This is a genomic window from Mycobacterium sp. 1465703.0 (assembly GCF_001672975.1).
Lineage (GTDB): Bacteria > Actinomycetota > Actinomycetes > Mycobacteriales > Mycobacteriaceae > Mycobacterium.
This window is the reverse complement of record NZ_LZKU01000139.1, coordinates 17,445-33,056: the sequence shown is the minus strand read 5'-3', so window position 1 is coordinate 33,056 and position 15,612 is coordinate 17,445. Positions and strand designations below refer to the sequence as shown.

At 65.0% G+C, this 15,612-nt stretch carries 16 protein-coding genes; 10 read left to right on the top strand and 6 right to left on the bottom strand.

The features are described 5' to 3' along the window. Nucleotides 1-74: 74 nt before the first annotated feature. A complete protein-coding gene (locus A5625_RS12540; RefSeq protein ID WP_066993743.1) occupies nt 75-374 on the top strand; it encodes a DUF503 domain-containing protein in 300 nt (99 codons plus the stop codon). A 253-nt stretch (nt 375-627) separates the two neighbouring features. On the opposite strand, the gene trmI is transcribed toward A5625_RS12540, so the two are convergent. Next, the gene (trmI, locus tag A5625_RS12535) at nt 628-1,473 is read right to left on the bottom strand and encodes a tRNA (adenine(58)-N(1))-methyltransferase TrmI (RefSeq protein WP_066993740.1); all 846 of its coding nucleotides are present in this window, start codon (nt 1,471-1,473) and stop codon (nt 628-630) included. A gap of 74 nt (nt 1,474-1,547) precedes the next feature. On the opposite strand from trmI, the gene A5625_RS12530 reads away from it, so the two are divergent. Further along, nucleotides 1,548-2,444: a RecB family exonuclease gene (locus A5625_RS12530; RefSeq protein WP_066993737.1), complete on the top strand. Its 897-nt coding sequence runs from the start codon at nt 1,548-1,550 to the stop codon at nt 2,442-2,444. Between the two features lie 41 nt (nt 2,445-2,485). Here A5625_RS12530 and A5625_RS12525 read toward each other — a convergent pair whose 3' ends face one another. The 5 genes from A5625_RS12525 to A5625_RS12505 all read right to left on the bottom strand — a co-directional run bounded on the left by A5625_RS12525 (nt 2,486) and on the right by A5625_RS12505 (nt 6,282). Continuing rightward, the gene (locus A5625_RS12525; protein WP_066993735.1) at nt 2,486-3,856 is read right to left on the bottom strand and encodes an FAD-containing oxidoreductase; all 1,371 of its coding nucleotides are present in this window, start codon (nt 3,854-3,856) and stop codon (nt 2,486-2,488) included. Beyond that, nucleotides 3,853-4,365, bottom strand: coding sequence for a DUF4126 domain-containing protein (locus A5625_RS12520; protein WP_066993733.1), 513 nt, complete (start codon nt 4,363-4,365; stop codon nt 3,853-3,855). The genes A5625_RS12525 and A5625_RS12520 overlap by 4 nt, the downstream gene beginning before the upstream one ends. Before the next feature lie 119 nt (nt 4,366-4,484). Next, nucleotides 4,485-5,339 carry an ATP phosphoribosyltransferase gene (gene hisG / locus A5625_RS12515; RefSeq protein ID WP_066993751.1) on the bottom strand — a complete coding sequence of 285 codons (855 nt, stop codon included), beginning with the start codon at nt 5,337-5,339 and terminating at the stop codon, nt 4,485-4,487. A 2-nt stretch (nt 5,340-5,341) separates the two neighbouring features. After that, nucleotides 5,342-5,623: a phosphoribosyl-ATP diphosphatase gene (locus tag A5625_RS12510; protein ID WP_066993730.1), complete on the bottom strand. Its 282-nt coding sequence runs from the start codon at nt 5,621-5,623 to the stop codon at nt 5,342-5,344. 26 nt (nt 5,624-5,649) lie between these two features. Then, nucleotides 5,650-6,282 (bottom strand): TetR family transcriptional regulator, encoded by a 633-nt coding sequence (locus tag A5625_RS12505; RefSeq protein ID WP_066993727.1) that lies wholly within the window; start codon nt 6,280-6,282, stop codon nt 5,650-5,652. A gap of 305 nt (nt 6,283-6,587) precedes the next feature. Between A5625_RS12505 and A5625_RS12500 the strand changes: the two genes are divergently transcribed. Genes A5625_RS12500 through A5625_RS12465 form a run of 8 tightly spaced genes read left to right on the top strand, consistent with a single transcriptional unit; the run spans nt 6,588 to nt 15,586 of the window. Then, nucleotides 6,588-7,430: an ABC transporter permease gene (locus A5625_RS12500; protein ID WP_066993724.1), complete on the top strand. Its 843-nt coding sequence runs from the start codon at nt 6,588-6,590 to the stop codon at nt 7,428-7,430. 1 nt (nt 7,431) lies between these two features. After that, nucleotides 7,432-8,295: an ABC transporter permease gene (locus A5625_RS12495; protein ID WP_066993721.1), complete on the top strand. Its 864-nt coding sequence runs from the start codon at nt 7,432-7,434 to the stop codon at nt 8,293-8,295. Nucleotides 8,296-8,306: 11 nt separating this feature from the next. After that, nucleotides 8,307-9,875 carry an MlaD family protein gene (locus A5625_RS12490; RefSeq protein ID WP_066993718.1) on the top strand — a complete coding sequence of 523 codons (1,569 nt, stop codon included), beginning with the start codon at nt 8,307-8,309 and terminating at the stop codon, nt 9,873-9,875. Between the two features lie 7 nt (nt 9,876-9,882). Continuing rightward, nucleotides 9,883-10,938 carry an MlaD family protein gene (locus tag A5625_RS12485; protein WP_066993749.1) on the top strand — a complete coding sequence of 352 codons (1,056 nt, stop codon included), beginning with the start codon at nt 9,883-9,885 and terminating at the stop codon, nt 10,936-10,938. Then, nucleotides 10,931-11,986 (top strand): MCE family protein, encoded by a 1,056-nt coding sequence (locus tag A5625_RS12480; protein ID WP_066993715.1) that lies wholly within the window; start codon nt 10,931-10,933, stop codon nt 11,984-11,986. Before A5625_RS12485 ends, A5625_RS12480 begins: the two co-directional genes overlap by 8 nt. Further along, nucleotides 11,983-13,098, top strand: a complete 1,116-nt coding sequence (locus A5625_RS12475) for an MCE family protein (protein ID WP_066993712.1) — start codon at nt 11,983-11,985, stop codon at nt 13,096-13,098. Before A5625_RS12480 ends, A5625_RS12475 begins: the two co-directional genes overlap by 4 nt. Next, nucleotides 13,095-14,330: an MlaD family protein gene (locus A5625_RS12470; RefSeq protein WP_066993708.1), complete on the top strand. Its 1,236-nt coding sequence runs from the start codon at nt 13,095-13,097 to the stop codon at nt 14,328-14,330. Before A5625_RS12475 ends, A5625_RS12470 begins: the two co-directional genes overlap by 4 nt. Further along, complete coding sequence (locus A5625_RS12465; protein WP_066993705.1) at nt 14,327-15,586, top strand: MlaD family protein; 1,260 nt, start codon at nt 14,327-14,329, stop codon at nt 15,584-15,586. The genes A5625_RS12470 and A5625_RS12465 overlap by 4 nt, the downstream gene beginning before the upstream one ends. The last annotated feature ends 26 nt before the right edge of the window (nt 15,587-15,612 follow it).

Below are 15,612 nucleotides of genomic sequence, written 5' to 3'. Positions count from 1 at the left end.
GCCCCACCACCGCCGCCGGAACCCGCTCCCGCCCCTGAGCCCACCGAGCAGAACCCGCCGGGTTGACCCGCAGCATGTGGATCGGCTGGCTCGAGTTCGACGTGTTGCTGGGCGACGTTCGGTCACTCAAACAAAAGCGGTCGGTCATTCGTCCCGTCGTCGCGGAGCTGCAGCGCAAGTTCAGCGTGTCGGCGGCCGAGACGAGTTCGCACGAGCTGTATCGACGAGCGGGCATCGGCGTCGCCACGGTGTCCGGCGACCGCGGCCACGCCGTCGACGTCCTGGATGCCGCCGAGCGACTGGTGGCCGCGCATCCCGAATTCGAGCTGCTGTCGGTGCGGCGATCACTGGTGCGGAGCGAGGACATCGCCTAGTTACGCCGCGCCGGCTAGGCCGCGCTAACGATCGCCTCGGTCCGATGGTGACGACCCGCCGCGCCCGGCTCCGCCGCGCTTGCGATCGCCACGGTCCGATGGTGACGACCCGCCGCGCCCGGCTCCGCCGCGCTTGCGATCGCCACGGTCCGATGGTGACGACCCGCCGCGCCCGGCTCCGCCGCGCTTGCGATCGCCACGGTCCGATGGTGGCGACCCGCCGCGCCCGGCTACGCCGCGCTTGCGATCGCCACTAGCCGTCGCGGCCTTCGCGTTTGCGGCCCAGTGGCACCGGCGCGATGACCCCGGGCGCGAGCCGTCGGGTGAAGATCAAAAAGGCGGTGTGTCCGCGCATCGAATGCTGCGGCCGGACCGCGAGACCGACGACGTTCCAACCGCGTTGCAACGTCTCCCACGACCGTGGTTCGGTCCAGCACTGCTGCGCCCGCAGGGCCTCGACCGTCCGCGACAGCTGGGTGACAGTGGCCACGTAGATGATCAGCACGCCGCCGGGGATCAGCAGCCGCGCGACCGACTCCAGGACGTCCCACGGCGCCAGCATGTCCAGCACGGCGCGGTCGAACGATCCGTCGGGTAGCTCGGAGCCCGATACGTCGCTGACGATCAGTTGCCAGTTGTCGGGTGCCTGACCACCGTGAAACACCGACACGTTGCGCTCGGCGTGCTCGGCATGATCGGCGCGCTGTTCGTAGGAGGTCACCCGCCCTTCGGGTCCGACCGCGCGCAGCAGCGAACAGGTCAACGCGCCCGAGCCCGCTCCGGCCTCGAGCACCCGCGCCCCCGGAAAGATGTCGCCCTCATGCACGATCTGAGCGGCATCCTTGGGATAGATCACCTGGGGCCCGCGCGGCATCGACATCACGTAGTCGATCAGCAGCGGCCGCATCACCAAGTACGCGGCGCCGTTGCTGGACTTGATCACACTGCCCTGCTCGAGCCCGATCACCGCGTCGTGCGGAATCGACCCGCGATGGGTGTGAAACTCGGCGCCCGCGGTGAGCACCACCGTGTAATGCCGACCCTTGGCGTCGGTGAGTTGGACGCGCTCGCCCACTGTGAACGGGCCGGTTACGGACACGCGGTCTAGCGTGCCAGCCGACTCGCCGCCGCAGGTGCTTGGGGGTTGTCGGCGCCCAGTCTTAGGCTGCCGACATGATCGTCCAGCCGGAGGCACCCCAGTCGGCGGGGCGCCCGGCAGGGCAGGTGTACCGGCCGGCCCTGTCGCCGTCGCGGGCGGCGGACTTCAAGCAGTGCCCGCTGCTGTACCGGTTCCGGGCCATCGACCGGTTGCCCGAGGCGCCGTCGGCGGCGCAGCTGCGCGGATCGCTGGTGCACGCCGCCCTGCAGCAGCTTTACGGCTTGCCCGCCGAACAGCGCGGCCCCGACACCGCCATGTCACTGGTGGAGCCCGCCTGGGAGCAGCTGCTCGCTGCGACACCCGAGATGAGCGCCGAGCTGGATCCGGCGCAGCACACCCAGCTGCTGGCCGAGGCACAGGCATTGCTCGCCGGCTACTACCGGCTCGAGGACCCGACCCGTTTCAACCCGGAATGCTGCGAACAGCGGGTTGAGGTCGAACTTGCTGACGGCACGCTGCTGCGGGGATTCATCGACCGGATCGACGTCGCAGCCACCGGCGAGCTACGGGTCGTCGACTATAAGACCGGCAAGGCGCCGCCGGCCGCCCGCGCCCTGGCCGAGTTCAAGGCCATGTTCCAGATGAAGTTTTACGCGGTGGCGCTATTGCGGTCGCGCGGGGTTCAGCCCACCCGGCTGCGGCTCATCTATCTGGCCGACGGCCAGGTGCTGGACTACACGCCCGATCACGATGAGCTGCTGCGCTTCGAGAAGACACTGATGGCGATCTGGCGGGCCATCCAATCCGCCGGTCAAACGGGCGATTTCCGCCCCACCCAGTCGCGGCTGTGTGAATGGTGTCCCCACCAGCAGCACTGCCCGCTTTTCGGCGGAACACCGCCGCCCTACCCGGGTTGGCCGGATCACATTGACGCACAATCTGATTCGCACCAAGCCGAACCGGCAGCCTAGCGTTTAATCGCGGTGCCCGCCCTGCTCGACACCCTCCGCCACTAGGCGAGCGGCGAGAGCTCCTGCAGGACCGTGGGGATGAGCTCGCTGACGGTGGGGTGGATATGCATGGTCCGCGACAGCGTGGTGTAGGGCGCCTTGGCCGACATCACGTCCAGGATGCCGTGAATGGCCTCGTCGCCGCCGACGCCGAGGATGGCGGCTCCCAGGATTTCCTGGGTGTCGGCGTCCACCACGACTTTCATGAAGCCTTGTGTTTCACCCTTTTCCACCGCTCTGCCGACTCGGGTCATCGGTCGCTTGCCGACCAGCGCCTTGCGCCCCGACGCCAAGACCTGATCGACGGTCATGCCGGCACGGCCCAGCGGCGGATCGATGTAGAGCGCGTAGGTGGGGATGCGGTCGCTCACCCGCCGCGGATCGTCGTCGAGCAGATTGGCGGCGACGATCTCGAAATCGTTGTAAGAGGTGTGGGTGAATGCACCCTTGCCGTTGCAATCGCCCATCGCCCAGATGTGATCGACACTGGTCTTGAGCTCATCATCGACCACGATGTAGCCGCCGGCGTCGGTCTGCACGCCGGCCGCGTCCAGGCCGAGATCGTCGGTGTTGGGTCGCCGGCCCACCGCAAGTAGCAGGTGACTGCCATGCACCGGCTCGGCACCCGCACGCGGGGTCAGCTCAAATCCGTTGTCGTTCTTGTTGATCCGTATATCGTCAGCGCCGACGATGACGTCGATATCTTCAGCCCGCAGTATTTCCTCCACGCCGGCCGAGACATCCTCGTCTTCGCGTAACGCCAGTCGCGGACCCCGTTCGACGACGGTCACCCGGGCCCCGAACCGCCGGTACATCTGGGCGAACTCCAGCGCGATGTAGCTGCCGCCGACGATGACGAGATGTGTTGGCACCGTGTCGAGTTCGAGGATCGATACATTCGTGAGGAAGTCGACATCGGACAGGCCCGGGATGTCGGGCACCACCGCGCGCCCACCGACGTTGAGGAAGATGCGGTCGGCGTGCAGCACATCGTCTCCGACCCGAATGGTGTGCGGATCCTGGAAAACCGCGTGTCCGCGAAAAACGGTGCAGCCGTTCATGCCCTCGAGCCAATCCTCGATGCCCTTGCGGTCGCCGAGCATGATCTCGTCTTTGCGGGCCTTGACTTTGGCCATGTCCACACTGACCGATCCGGTCCCCACACCGTATTCCGCGCCGCGGCGCGCCAGGTGGGCCGCGTGCGCCGAGGCCACCAGTGTCTTGGTCGGGATGCATCCGGTGTTGACGCAGGTGCCCCCGATCAGCTTGCGCTCTATGATCGCGACCCGTTGCCCGGCTTCCGTCAGTCGGCCTGCCAGCGGCGGGCCGGCCTGCCCGGCGCCAACGATGATCGCATCGAAACGTTCTGTCACTTAACCGCCGTCAACAAGTACTCCGTCAGCAGATGACCCGTCGCCGCCAGGATGGCGAACCCGCCCAGGATTGCGACGGCATCCTCGAGCAGCGCGATGGGCAGATCCCTGCCGCCGGTCACGGCTACCAGACGCTTGCGTGCCTGGTAGCCACCGAGAGTGCCCAGCACCGCGCCGATGACGCCGGCGCCCAGCGCGGTGAACGTCCAGTGCGGCCACGCGCCGAGCACCGCGCCCGCGAACCCGCCCGTGACGATCCGGGCCGCAAAGATCGGCGGCGCGGTACGCGCCGGCGTCTTGGGCAGCTTGTCGTTGATCAGTTCGCCGACGGCCAGAACGGTGAAGATGATCGCGGTGATGAGGCTGGCCATCCAAGCCGCCCAGGTTCCGTGCAAATCGACCCAGCCGATGAACGCGGCCCAGGCGACGACGGCGGGGGCGGTCAGCGACCGCAGCCCGGCGACGACACCAATTAATAAAGCCAACAAGACAAGAAGCGCGTGTGTCACGGAAGACCCTCCTGCGAGACGAACAGCCGGCGACATTGCAAGGACGGCCCACACGCCAACCCGGGCAGTCCCCCGAGGCGGACGCTAACACAGCCGCGGACATTGCACCGGGTGCGCAATCAGAACCGGCAAAACCTGATATCGGACGCCAGGATCGCCTTGGCACCGATCGCTGCGAGCTCGTCCATGATCTCGTTGACGCCGCGGCGCGGGACCAGCGCACGGATGGCGACCCAGTCCGGGTCGGCCAGCGGCGCAATGGTGGGTGACTCCAACCCGGGCGTGATCGCGGTGGCTCTGTCCTGCACCGAGCGGGGGCAGTCGTAATCGAGCATCAGATATTGCTGGCCGAACACCACGCCCTGGATTCGCGCCACCAGTTGGTCGCGCGCAGCCTGCGTGCCGGTCTGACTGCTTTGGTCGCTCTCGATCAGCACCGCTTCCGAATCGCACAGCGGCTCGCCGAAGGCCACCAGTTTGTGCAGACCCAGGGTACGCCCGGACCCCACCACGTCGGCGATGGCGTCGGCCACCCCGAGTTGTACGGAGATCTCCACCGCACCGTCGAGCCTGATGACTGTTGCCTCAATACCACGCGCTGCCAAGTCTTTTCGCACCAAATTGGGATACGCGGTGGCGATCCGTTTGCCGGCCAGATCGGCTATCTTCCAATCGGGCCCGGCCGGGGCGGCGTAGCGAAAGCTCGACGAGCCGAATCCCAGCGCCAGACGTTCGCGCACCGGTGCGTCGGAATCGCCGACCAGGTCCCGACCGGTGATGCCGAAATCAAGCTCTCCCGAACCCACATAGATGGCAATGTCTTTGGGCCGCAGGAAGAAGAATTCGACTTGGTTGGCCGGGTCGATGACGGTGAGGTCTTTGGAATCGGTGCGCCGGCGGTAGCCGGCCTCCGCGAGTATCTCGGAGGCCGGCTCGCTCAGCGTGCCCTTGTTCGGAACCGCAACCCGCAGCATGGTCATAGCTTCCGATACACGTCGTCGAGGGACAGTCCACGCGCCACCATCAACACCTGCGTCCAGTAGAGCAACTGGCTGATCTCCTCGGCCAGCGCGTCGTCGGATTCGTGTTCGGCGGCCAGCCACACTTCGCCGGCTTCCTCGAGGATCTTTTTACCCAGCCCGTGTACGCCACCGTCCAGTGCGGCGACCGTCGCGCTGCCGGCCGGCCGGGTCCGGGCACGCTCGCCCAGTTCGGCGAACAGATCCTCAAAGGTCTTCACGGCCAGCGATTGTTTCACGCGACGGCGAGCAAAGTCACGGCGGTTTAGCCCGAGCCGGATTGAGAGCCGCCTTGTGACTCGAATCCGGCGAGTGTGATCCGCAGTGCTTCCTCCAACTGCACGTGAAAGGGTGGGCTCTCGGCGATCTCCGAGGTCAGCCACCCGTCCAGGACGAATTGCACTGTGGCCAAACTGATGTGGACCAACAACGCGGGCCGGATGTCGTCTTTCGCATCGACACCCATCCGGTCGGCGACCCGCTCGATCAGCGTTCGGTGATCGGTTTCGCTGACCAACACGGATTTGCTCAACAAATGGGGGGCGGTGGCGACGGCAAGGCGCCAGGTATCGAGGTCGTCGACCTCACTGACATCCCCGGCGCGCGTGACGAACAGCTGAATCAACGCCTCGACCGGCGACTCCTGCGGCGGTCTCGCGCTGTACGAACCCAAGATTTCGGCGGCCGCCTCCCGCACGGGATCGACGAGCAGACCCTCTTTGGTGGGCGCATACCGGAAATACGTGCTGATCGAAATCCCCGCGGCCGCCGCGATGTCCTCGGTCGTCACCGCCTCGAAGCCGCGCTCGGCAAACAGCCGGTGCGCGGTCTGCTGGATGTGCGACAGCAGCTCAGCGCGACGTCGGTCTCGCAACGAAGCGGTGTTTGCTGAGGGCATGCCATCACCTTCGTCAATCCGACATTAGAACCCCACGGCGCCGTCCAGCGACGAACTGAGATGAGTGACTCTACACTATTGAAAGTCCCTATCAAGTGCGCTAGTGTGATGCGGCACACACCGATGACCTGCAAAGTCTTGGAGCTTGTTGACACTATTTTAATAAGGATAAAGGGTCGACGGCTGCCCAATGGCTTTTGCTCGGCACTCAGGACTAGGGGTGGGAAGAGCGCCGATGAGACCGGTAGCTGATACGCGATGACCTGTGCCATGTGTTTGCTAGACGGATCTCGGGTCTTCCTGCAATGACGACGGCACAACTCGATGGCGTTACCGCCATCCGGAATTGGTCCGTGGGCTACGTCAAACGTCACCCGGTCGCCTCGCTGACGACGGTAGGTCGACAGTTCATTTTGGGCGTACGAACAGTCCAATATTTCTTCTTCGACCTGGTGACCGGGCGTTTCCAATGGCAGGAGTTCGTCCGGCAAGGCGCATTCATGGCCGGCACCGCGGTATTGCCGACGATCCTGGTGTCACTGCCGATCAGCGTCACCCTGTCCATCCAGTTCGCGTTGCTGGCCGGCCAGGTCGGCGCCACGTCTCTGGCCGGGGCGGCCAGCGGCCTCGCGGTCATCCGGCAGGGCGCCTCGCTGGTCGCCGCGGTCCTGATGGCATCGGCGGTCGGGTCGGCCATCACCGCCGACCTCGGTTCGCGAGCGATGCGCGAAGAGACCGACGCGATGGAGGTGATGGGCGTCTCGGTGATCCGCCGTCTGGTTGTGCCCCGTTTTGCTGCGGCGGTGATGATCGGGGTGGCGCTCACCGGTGTGGTGTGTTTCGCCGGTTTTTTCGCGAGCTACATGTTCAACGTGTACTTCCAGAACGGTGCGCCGGGCAGCTTCGTGTCGACCTTCGCCTCGTTCGCGACCACCGGTGACATGGTGTTGGCGTTGCTGAAGGCGATCGTGTTCGGCGCCATCGTGGCCATCGTGTCGAGCCAGAAAGGCTTGTCCACCAAGGGCGGACCGACCGGGGTGGCGAACTCCGTGAATGCCGCTGTGGTCGAGGCGATCCTGCTGTTGATGATCGTCAACGTGGCCATCAGCCAGCTCTACATCATGTTGTCGCCCAGGACGGGGCTGTGACGTGACGGCCTCCGCTTATCAGCCCTTCGCACCGATTTCGGTTCCGCTTGTCCGGCTCTACCGCCGCGCCAGAGTGCCGTTCATCCGACTCGGCCACTTGCTGGTCTTCTTCGTCCGGGCGCTGGTCGCCGTGCCACTCGCGCTGCGCCAGTACAGCGGCGAATTTCTGCGGCTGCTGTCAAACATCACCTGGGGCAACGGCTCGATCGTGGTGGGCGGCGGCACCGCCGGTGTGGCGGTGGTGCTCGGCATGACCGTCGGCGCACTTGTCGGCATCGAGGGCTACAACTTTTTGGACCTGCTCGGCCTGGGGCCCGCCACCGGATTCGTCTCGTCGTTGGTGAACACCCGTGAGCTTGCTCCCCTGATGGCCTCGCTCGCCTTCGCCATGCAGGGCGGCTGCCGCTTCACCGCCCAGTTGGGATCGATGCGCATCGCCGAGGAGATCGACGCGATGGAATCGATCGCCATCCGGCCGATTCCCTACCTGGTCACCACCCGGCTGATCGCCTCGGTGGCGGCGATCGTGCCGCTCTACGCCGCCTGCCTGGCGATCGGATATCTGAGCACCCAGATCGTGGTGGGAATCGGCAGTGGCGGTTCGACCGGGTCTTACCTGCACTACTTCACGCTGATGCTGGCCGGCCAGGACATCGTCTATTCGTTGATCAAAGCCGTCATCTTCGTGTGGATCGCGTCCACCATCCAGTGCTACTACGGGTATTACGCCAGCGGCGGGCCCGAGGGTGTCGGGGTCGCTGCGGGACACGGCATGCGGGCCAGCATCACCGTGGTGATCATCGTCAACATGCTGCTCACGATGGCGCTGTGGGGCGTCGACTCCGGCGCAAGGTTCGGTGGGTAGGTCGGTGGAAAATGCCCAATTCCTTTGAGCTGGATGGCCGGGGGCCCTCTGACCGCCAGCTGTTCGGTATCGGCATCGCTGTTGTACTGGTCAGTGCCATGGTCACCGCGGCGATGTTGGTCAAATCCACTGGCAGGCTGAACGATTACGTTCGGGTGGTGGCCGATCTGGTCAACGTGGGCGATGGCCTGCCGCAGAAATCTGACGTCAAATACCACGGCGTGCTGGTCGGAATGGTCAACGGCGTCGTCCCGGCGGCCCACGGCAAGCCCAACTATGTGCACATCGACCTCAAAGAGGAATACGCCAAGTCGATTCCGGCCAATGTCACCGCACGCGTGGTGCCCAGCAATGTCTTCGCCGTGTCGTCGGTCCAGCTGGTGGGCAACGGTCCGGGCATGAACATCCACGCCGGCGCCCACATCTCGGAGGACAGGCGATTGCCGACCGTGCTGTTCCAGACGACGGTGAGCAAGTTGCGTGACCTGCTCGCGGCCGCCGGCCGCGGCCGCGAGGACAGATCGGTGGGCATCTTGGCCGCCTTGGGGGCGGCCACGGACCATCGTCGCGTCGCCCTGCTGAACGCCGGCGCGCAGTTGAATCGTCTTCTCGACCAACTCAATTCGATCGTCAGCACCGACGCGGGGCCTTCGACGGTATCCGCGCTGCTGGATGCGACGACCGGGCTTGCCCAGACCGCCCCCGACCTTCTGGATTCGTTGCATCAGGCCGTCGAACCGATGCGGACCTTCGCCGAGACGCGCGGACAGTTGGCCTCGCTGCTGTCGGGCGCCGACTACACCGTCGGCACGACGCGCCAGTCCTTCGACAACCACATCGACCAACTCGTCCGGATCACCACCGATTTCACGCCGGTGCTCGGGATCTTGGCGCAGAAATCGAACAACTTCGTGCCCGCCGTCGCCAAGCTGGACAACCTGGCCAACCAGTTCATGACACAGGTGTGGAACCCGCGGACAAACCTGGGCAACATGCGGGCGATGCTGACGTTCACGCCGAGTTCTACATACACACGTGCCGATTGTCCGCATTACGGCGAACTGAAGGGGCCCAGCTGCTTTACCGCACCCCTGATTCCGGTGCGACCCGACCTGCCCGACGTGCTGCTGCCGCAGAACTATCAGCCGCCTAAGGACCTGGCACCGCCGCCGGGCACCGTGATCGGTCCGGATGGAAATCTTGTCGCGGTCGGCCCGCCGCTGATCAACCCGAATCCCAACTTGACCGACCCCAATCCCCCACTGCCCGCTGGGATTACGCCGTCGCCGCCGGTACCCGGGAGTGCGAATCCGGATAACCCGTCGCCGGGGGCGCCGGCGGCGCCGCAGGAGCACCAGCCGTGGGTCGCCCCGGTGGCACCCAAGGCGCCGTGGATTCCGCAGGCGTCGTATAGCCCCTCTTTCGGGGGCAACGTGGGACCCGTTGGGAGCCAGTACGAACGAAACATGCTGGGCGTGATCACCGGCGCGCCCGCGACCGAAGCCACCGAGCTTCTGCTGGGCCCGGTCGCCCGTGGCACCACGGTGTCACTAGCTCATCCGTCCGGGGAGGCCAACTGAGATGTCCATGAGATTTCGAGGCCCACTCATCGCACTGACATTGTTCATGGTCGTCGCGTTGACGCTTACCTGGCTGGTGTACGTGAGCCTGCGGCGTGACGTGGCCGGAAACACCGCCAGATACTCGGCGGTGTTCACCGACGTGTACGGGCTTCGCGAGGGCGACGACGTCCGGATGGCCGGCGTGCGGGTAGGTCGAGTCGAAAAGGTGGAACTGGACGGCAATTTGGCGAAGGTCTCGTTCGTGGTTCAGCAAGAACAGCGGCTGTTCGGCAACACCCTCGCGTCGGTGACTTACCAGAATATCGTCGGGCAGCGGTATCTGGGACTGTCCCTGGGCAAGGAGGGCAGTCCGTCGCTCCTCCCCCCGGGTAGCACCATCCCGCTGGAGCGCACCGAACCGTCTTTCGATGTGACCACGCTGCTCAACGGCTACGAACCGTTGTTCAGCCTGCTGAACCCCCATGACGCCGACAACCTCACCAAAGGCATCATCCAGTCGCTGCAAGGTGACACGTCATCGCTCACCACACTCGTCGGTCAAACCTCGACGCTCACCCAGACTTTCGCGGGACGCGATCAGGCTCTCGGCAACGTGATCACCAATCTCAACAAGGTGGTCGGCAACCTCGCTCAACAGAACGACAATCTCGACGGGGTCATCGCGCAGACCCGCAGCGTCGTCGGTGATCTCGACCGACGGCGCCCCGACCTGGTGGCCTCGGTGGGTTCGCTGGCCCGGGTGACCAACCGGCTGTCGGCTTCGGCGACGGACGTGTACCCGGCACTGCGTGAATTCATCGATCGTCAGCCCGGTGTCACCAAGCACATCATGGACGTCGAACCGCAAGTGGCGTTCTTCGGCGACAACATCCCGCTGCTGCTCAAAGGCCTTACCCGGGTGGGCAATCAGGGCGCCTACGGCAATGCCTACGTGTGCGACGTGAACTTCATGGGCTTCTTTCCCGGACTCAACGATGTCGTGCCGATCATCATCAATGCCGCCACGCCCGGAAATAGGGCCTGGCACACGCCGAGGTGCAGGAGCACGGTCGATGGCTGAGGTGTCCATACGGCAACGGCTTTCGCGGATGACCAAGCGTTCGCTGGAGAGCTACAACGAGACCTGGCTTGGGTTCATCGCGGTCGCGGTGGTCGCGGTGGTGATCGGAGTCATGCTGCTGGTGCACGCACTTGGCGCCGGCTATCGGCATTACACCGCGGAGTTTCTCCAGGCCGCCTCGCTGCGGGCCGGCAACCCGATCGTCGTCGCGGGCATCCCGGTGGGCAACGTCACCAGCATGAAACTCGTCGGCGACCACGTCGAGGCGGGGCTGAAGATCAGAGACAACATCAGGCTGGGTAAGGACTCTCGAGCACAGATCAGGGTCACCACCATTTTGGGCTCGCGCTACCTCGCACTGCAGCCCACCGGTCCGGCGCAGCTACCCGACAACACCTTCGACCTGGCGCACACCGAGGTCCCCTACGACCTGCAAGCCGCGTTGCAGGATGCCACCACCACTTTCGAGCAGGTCGATTCCGACAGGTTCGCCCAGTCGCTGGCGGTGCTCGGCAAGCAGCTCGAGGGGCTGCCGTCGGTTGTGCCACAGGCGATCACGAACATCAACACGTTGTCGTCGATCATCGCGGTGCGACGTGACCAGCTCGGACAGTTGCTGCGCAGCACGGAGCAGGTGACGAACACGTTGCGGCGCCAGCAAGCCGGCATCGGCGCTCTGGTCGACCAGGGCCAAGACCTGCTGGGCCAATTCGTGGCGCGGCGCGCCGTTTTCCACGCGATGATGCAGTCGCTGTCGAGCCTCGTCGACACCATGAGCCAGGTGGTGGTGAACGACCGCTCTGGGCTGGATGCGTTGATCAAGGACATGCGCGACTTCACCAACTTGATGTCAGCGCACGACGATCTGTTGCACAGCATGCTGCAAACCAGCCCGATCTTCTTCCGCGAGGCGGCCAACCTCACCGGTGACGGCAACGCGATCAACTTCAACGCCCCCAACGTCCCGCTCATCGACTCCTGGATGTGCGCGATCAGTGGCCGCGCCAAGCAGTTCGGCATGATCCAGTACTTCAAGGACTGCAAGTGAGGGGGCTCGGGGCCAAGGCGCCGGCTATTGTTGCCGCGGTCGCCGTGATCGCGGCCACGCTCGGTATCGGCTCGTGGTACCTGGGCTCCGACGAGGACACCATTACCGTGACCGCCCAATTCGACAGCGCCTCAGGTCTCTACGAGGGCAATGAGGTCGCGGTGCTGGGCATGCCGGTGGGCAAGATCACCAAGATCAACGCCAAGGGCGGTTACGTCGAAGTCGAATTCACCGTCGACCGGCACGTCAAAGTTCCCGCCGCCGCCCAGGCCGTCACCGTGTCGACCTCCATCCTCACCGACCGGCAGATCGAACTCACACCGCCCTATCACGACGGACCGACCCTGCAGAACCACGACACCATCGGGTTGCCCCGAACCAAGACTCCCGTCGAATTCAGCAGCGTCCTCAACGTTTTGGATAAGGTGACCAAGTCGCTCGAGGGCGACGGCCACGGGGGCGGACCGATTGCCGATGTGCTCAACGGCGGCACCGAGGTGGTCAACGGCAACGGCGAAAAGATCAAGGCGGCGCTGGGCGAGCTGTCCAAGGCGCTGCGGCTGTCCAGCGACGGTGGCGCGACCACCCGCGAGCAGGTCACCACGATCGTCAAAAACATCAGCACGCTGTTCGACGCCGTGGCCGCCAACGACACGAAGTTGCGCGAATTCGCCTCCACCATCCACCAAGTCAGCCAGATCATGGCCGACGAGGAGATCGGCACCGGTAGCACCGGACACAAACTCGACCAACTGATCCAGCGGGCCGGTGATCTCGTCGATGCCAACCGCGACAACATCAAGCAGGCCGTGCTGCACGGCAATGACACATTGAAGACGGTGACCGATCAGCGGCGCGACCTGGCCGAACTCCTAGACCTGGCTCCGCTGGTGGCCGACAACGCCTACAACATGATCGACCGGGCGAACGGCAGCGTGCGCGCCCGGTTCCTCACGGATCGATTGCTTTTCGACAGCCAGTACACCAAAGAGATCTGCAACCTGATGGGCCTTCGGCAACTAGGCTGCAGCACTGGGACCATCCAGGACTTCGGCCCCGATTTCGGGTTGACGTATGTGCTCGACGGCATGGCCGCGATGGGGCAGAAATGACGGCCGCGAGCACCCGGCGAATGCTGACGGTGCTGGCCGCGGCGATGGTTACCGCGGGGTGCGCCACGAATGGCCTTGCTAGCCTTCCCCTTCCGGCCCCGGGACTGGGTTCGGGTGGATATTCGCTCAACGCGGTGTTCTCCAACGCGCTCAACCTGCCGATGAACGCCAAGGTCAAGCTCGCCGGCGCCGACGTCGGGCAACTCGAATCGATGGTCGCACGCAACTACACCGCGGTCACCCGGCTGCGCATCAGGGACGGCGTGCAACTGCCACGAGGCAGCACCGCCGAATTACGTACCGCGACACCGTTGGGCGATGTCTTCGTCGCGCTGAAGCCACCGCCTGACGACCCTGCGGATGTTCCGCTGCTTCGCGACGGCGACACCATCGGCCTGGATTCAACCGCGGCCGCCGCGACCGTCGAGTCGGTGCTGAGCTCGGCGGCGATACTGGTGAACGGCGGGGCGGTTCGCAATTTCACCAACATCATCAACGGTTTCGGCAAGGCGACCGGCGACCAGGGCCAGGCGTTCGGAGATATGATCCGCAAGTCCAACGAGCTGCTCGGAACGCTGGATGCCCGGTCCGATCAGATCTCACATGCGTTGACCCAATTGTCCAGCCTGGCCGACCAACTCGATGCCAAAAACCAAACCATCACCGACCTGATGTCCGCTGCCAGCCCCGCCACTTCGGCCCTGGCCGACAACATCACTCAACTCTCCAATTTGGCCGTACAGGTGGGCGACACCTCCCGGCTACTGGCCAGGTTCCCGTCCATCGGCGGGACCGATACCAGCGGGCGCAGCATGGTCCGCGACCTGAACACGATCGCCGGAGCTGCCAACGACGTTGCGATAAGCCCGGATACCAGCTGGCTGTCGATTAATCGGCTGATTCCCGCGTTGGTCAAATCGACTGCGGGGAACTCGATTTCGGTGAATGTGGGCGTGGACAAGATCATGCTCGGATCGCTCCCCGATATCGGATTCCCCGGTGACATCGGGCTGCACGGACCGCACCACTACAACGTGAACCTGCTCGTCGGCACACTCAAATACACCCTGTGGCGGCTGCAGGAGCGCGTGGTGGGCCGGGGGCCGAATTCGCCGCAGGTTCCGGTGATGCCGGACCCCAACATCCCCGGCCAAATCGATGTCGCTCCGGGGGCTCCGCCGCTACCGCAACCGCCCCCACCAGGCCCGCCGCCGCCAGGACCGCAACCGTGATCCGGGCCGTCGCCAACTTTGCCAATCTCGTTGTCCGAGCAGTGCGCACCTGTCACCGACAACAGGTCTGGCTGTCGGTGGCCGGCTTGGTGCTCATCCTGGTGGTGGCCACCGCCTACCTGCTCGTCGGCGCGTTGCGGGTGAAGCCCTTCGCCTCGTCCTACCGGGTCACCGTGCAATTGCCCGAATCAGGCGGCCTGCTGCCCAACCAGGATGTCGCGCTGCGGGGTGTGCGCATCGGCCGTGTCGAGTCGCTACAGATCACCGACAACGGGGTCAACGCCGTCGCCAGCATCACGTCGACGGTGCGGATCCCGGCGAACAGTGTCGTGCACGTGTCGGCGCTGTCGCCGGCCGGTGAGCAGTACATCAATTTCGAAGCCGCATCGAACTCCGGACCGTACCTGCACGACGGCAGCCTGATCACCCTGGACCACACGACCGTACCGGTCAGCTTGGCGCAGTTGCTCGGTGACGCCGACGGGTTGCTGGCCCAAGTCGACCCGCACAAGGTCGAGTTGATCAAGAAAGAACTCAGCCTGAGCAAAGACGGGCCGGCCAAGCTGACCGCCATCGTCGACGGCGGCACCTTCCTGCTTTCCACGCTGGATTCGGTGCTGCCGCAAACCACCAGCATCATCAAGACCAGCCGCGTCGTACTCACCCTGGCCAGCGACAAGAACAACGGATTGGGCGCCACCGCAACGGAACTCAACCGAACGCTGACCGGCGTGGCCAGGATGCAGGCCGGCTATCGCCGCTTGACAGGTCAGACACCGCGCACGCTGTCGGGCGTCGACAACCTGTTCGCCGACAATTCCGACACCATGGTGCAGTTGCTGGGCAGCATGGCCACCATGTCGCAGCTGCTGTATCTACGGATTCCGGCGCTCAATGCGCTGTTCCCCGATTACCGCGGCTCGGTATTGGACGCGGTGACGAGCGCCTTTCACGACGGCGGCGTCTGGGCGACGGCGGACCTGTATCCCCGGTATGTCTGCGACTACGGGACACCGTCGCACGCCCCGTCCGCCGCCGACTACTACGAGCCGTTCATGTACACCTACTGCCGCGACGACGACCCGGCGGTCTCGATTCGCGGCGCCAAGAACGCGCCACGGCCGGGCGGCGACGACACCGCGGGCCCGCCACCGGGCGCGAACCTGGGCCAGCGAACCGACCCGACCCCTCGGGGCCGCTACACCATTCCCACCCCTTACGGCGGTCCTGCGCTGCCGATCGAACCGCCGCACTGAGCAATTGAACCCGTCGACCTTTAGGA

Excerpts from the sequence above, each read along its gene's own strand:
- A5625_RS12540 (WP_066993743.1), top strand. The coding sequence starts at position 75 with ATGTGGATCGGCTGGCTCGAGTTCGACGTGTTGCTGGGCGACGTTCGG.
- A5625_RS12530 (WP_066993737.1), top strand. The coding sequence starts at position 1,548 with ATGATCGTCCAGCCGGAGGCACCCCAGTCGGCGGGGCGCCCGGCAGGG.
- hisG (WP_066993751.1), bottom strand. The coding sequence starts at position 5,339 with ATGCTGCGGGTTGCGGTTCCGAACAAGGGCACGCTGAGCGAGCCGGCC.
- A5625_RS12505 (WP_066993727.1), bottom strand. The coding sequence starts at position 6,282 with ATGCCCTCAGCAAACACCGCTTCGTTGCGAGACCGACGTCGCGCTGAG.
- A5625_RS12500 (WP_066993724.1), top strand. The coding sequence starts at position 6,588 with ATGACGACGGCACAACTCGATGGCGTTACCGCCATCCGGAATTGGTCC.
- A5625_RS12490 (WP_066993718.1), top strand. The coding sequence starts at position 8,307 with ATGCCCAATTCCTTTGAGCTGGATGGCCGGGGGCCCTCTGACCGCCAG.
- A5625_RS12485 (WP_066993749.1), top strand. The coding sequence starts at position 9,883 with ATGAGATTTCGAGGCCCACTCATCGCACTGACATTGTTCATGGTCGTC.
- A5625_RS12480 (WP_066993715.1), top strand. The coding sequence starts at position 10,931 with ATGGCTGAGGTGTCCATACGGCAACGGCTTTCGCGGATGACCAAGCGT.
- A5625_RS12470 (WP_066993708.1), top strand. The coding sequence starts at position 13,095 with ATGACGGCCGCGAGCACCCGGCGAATGCTGACGGTGCTGGCCGCGGCG.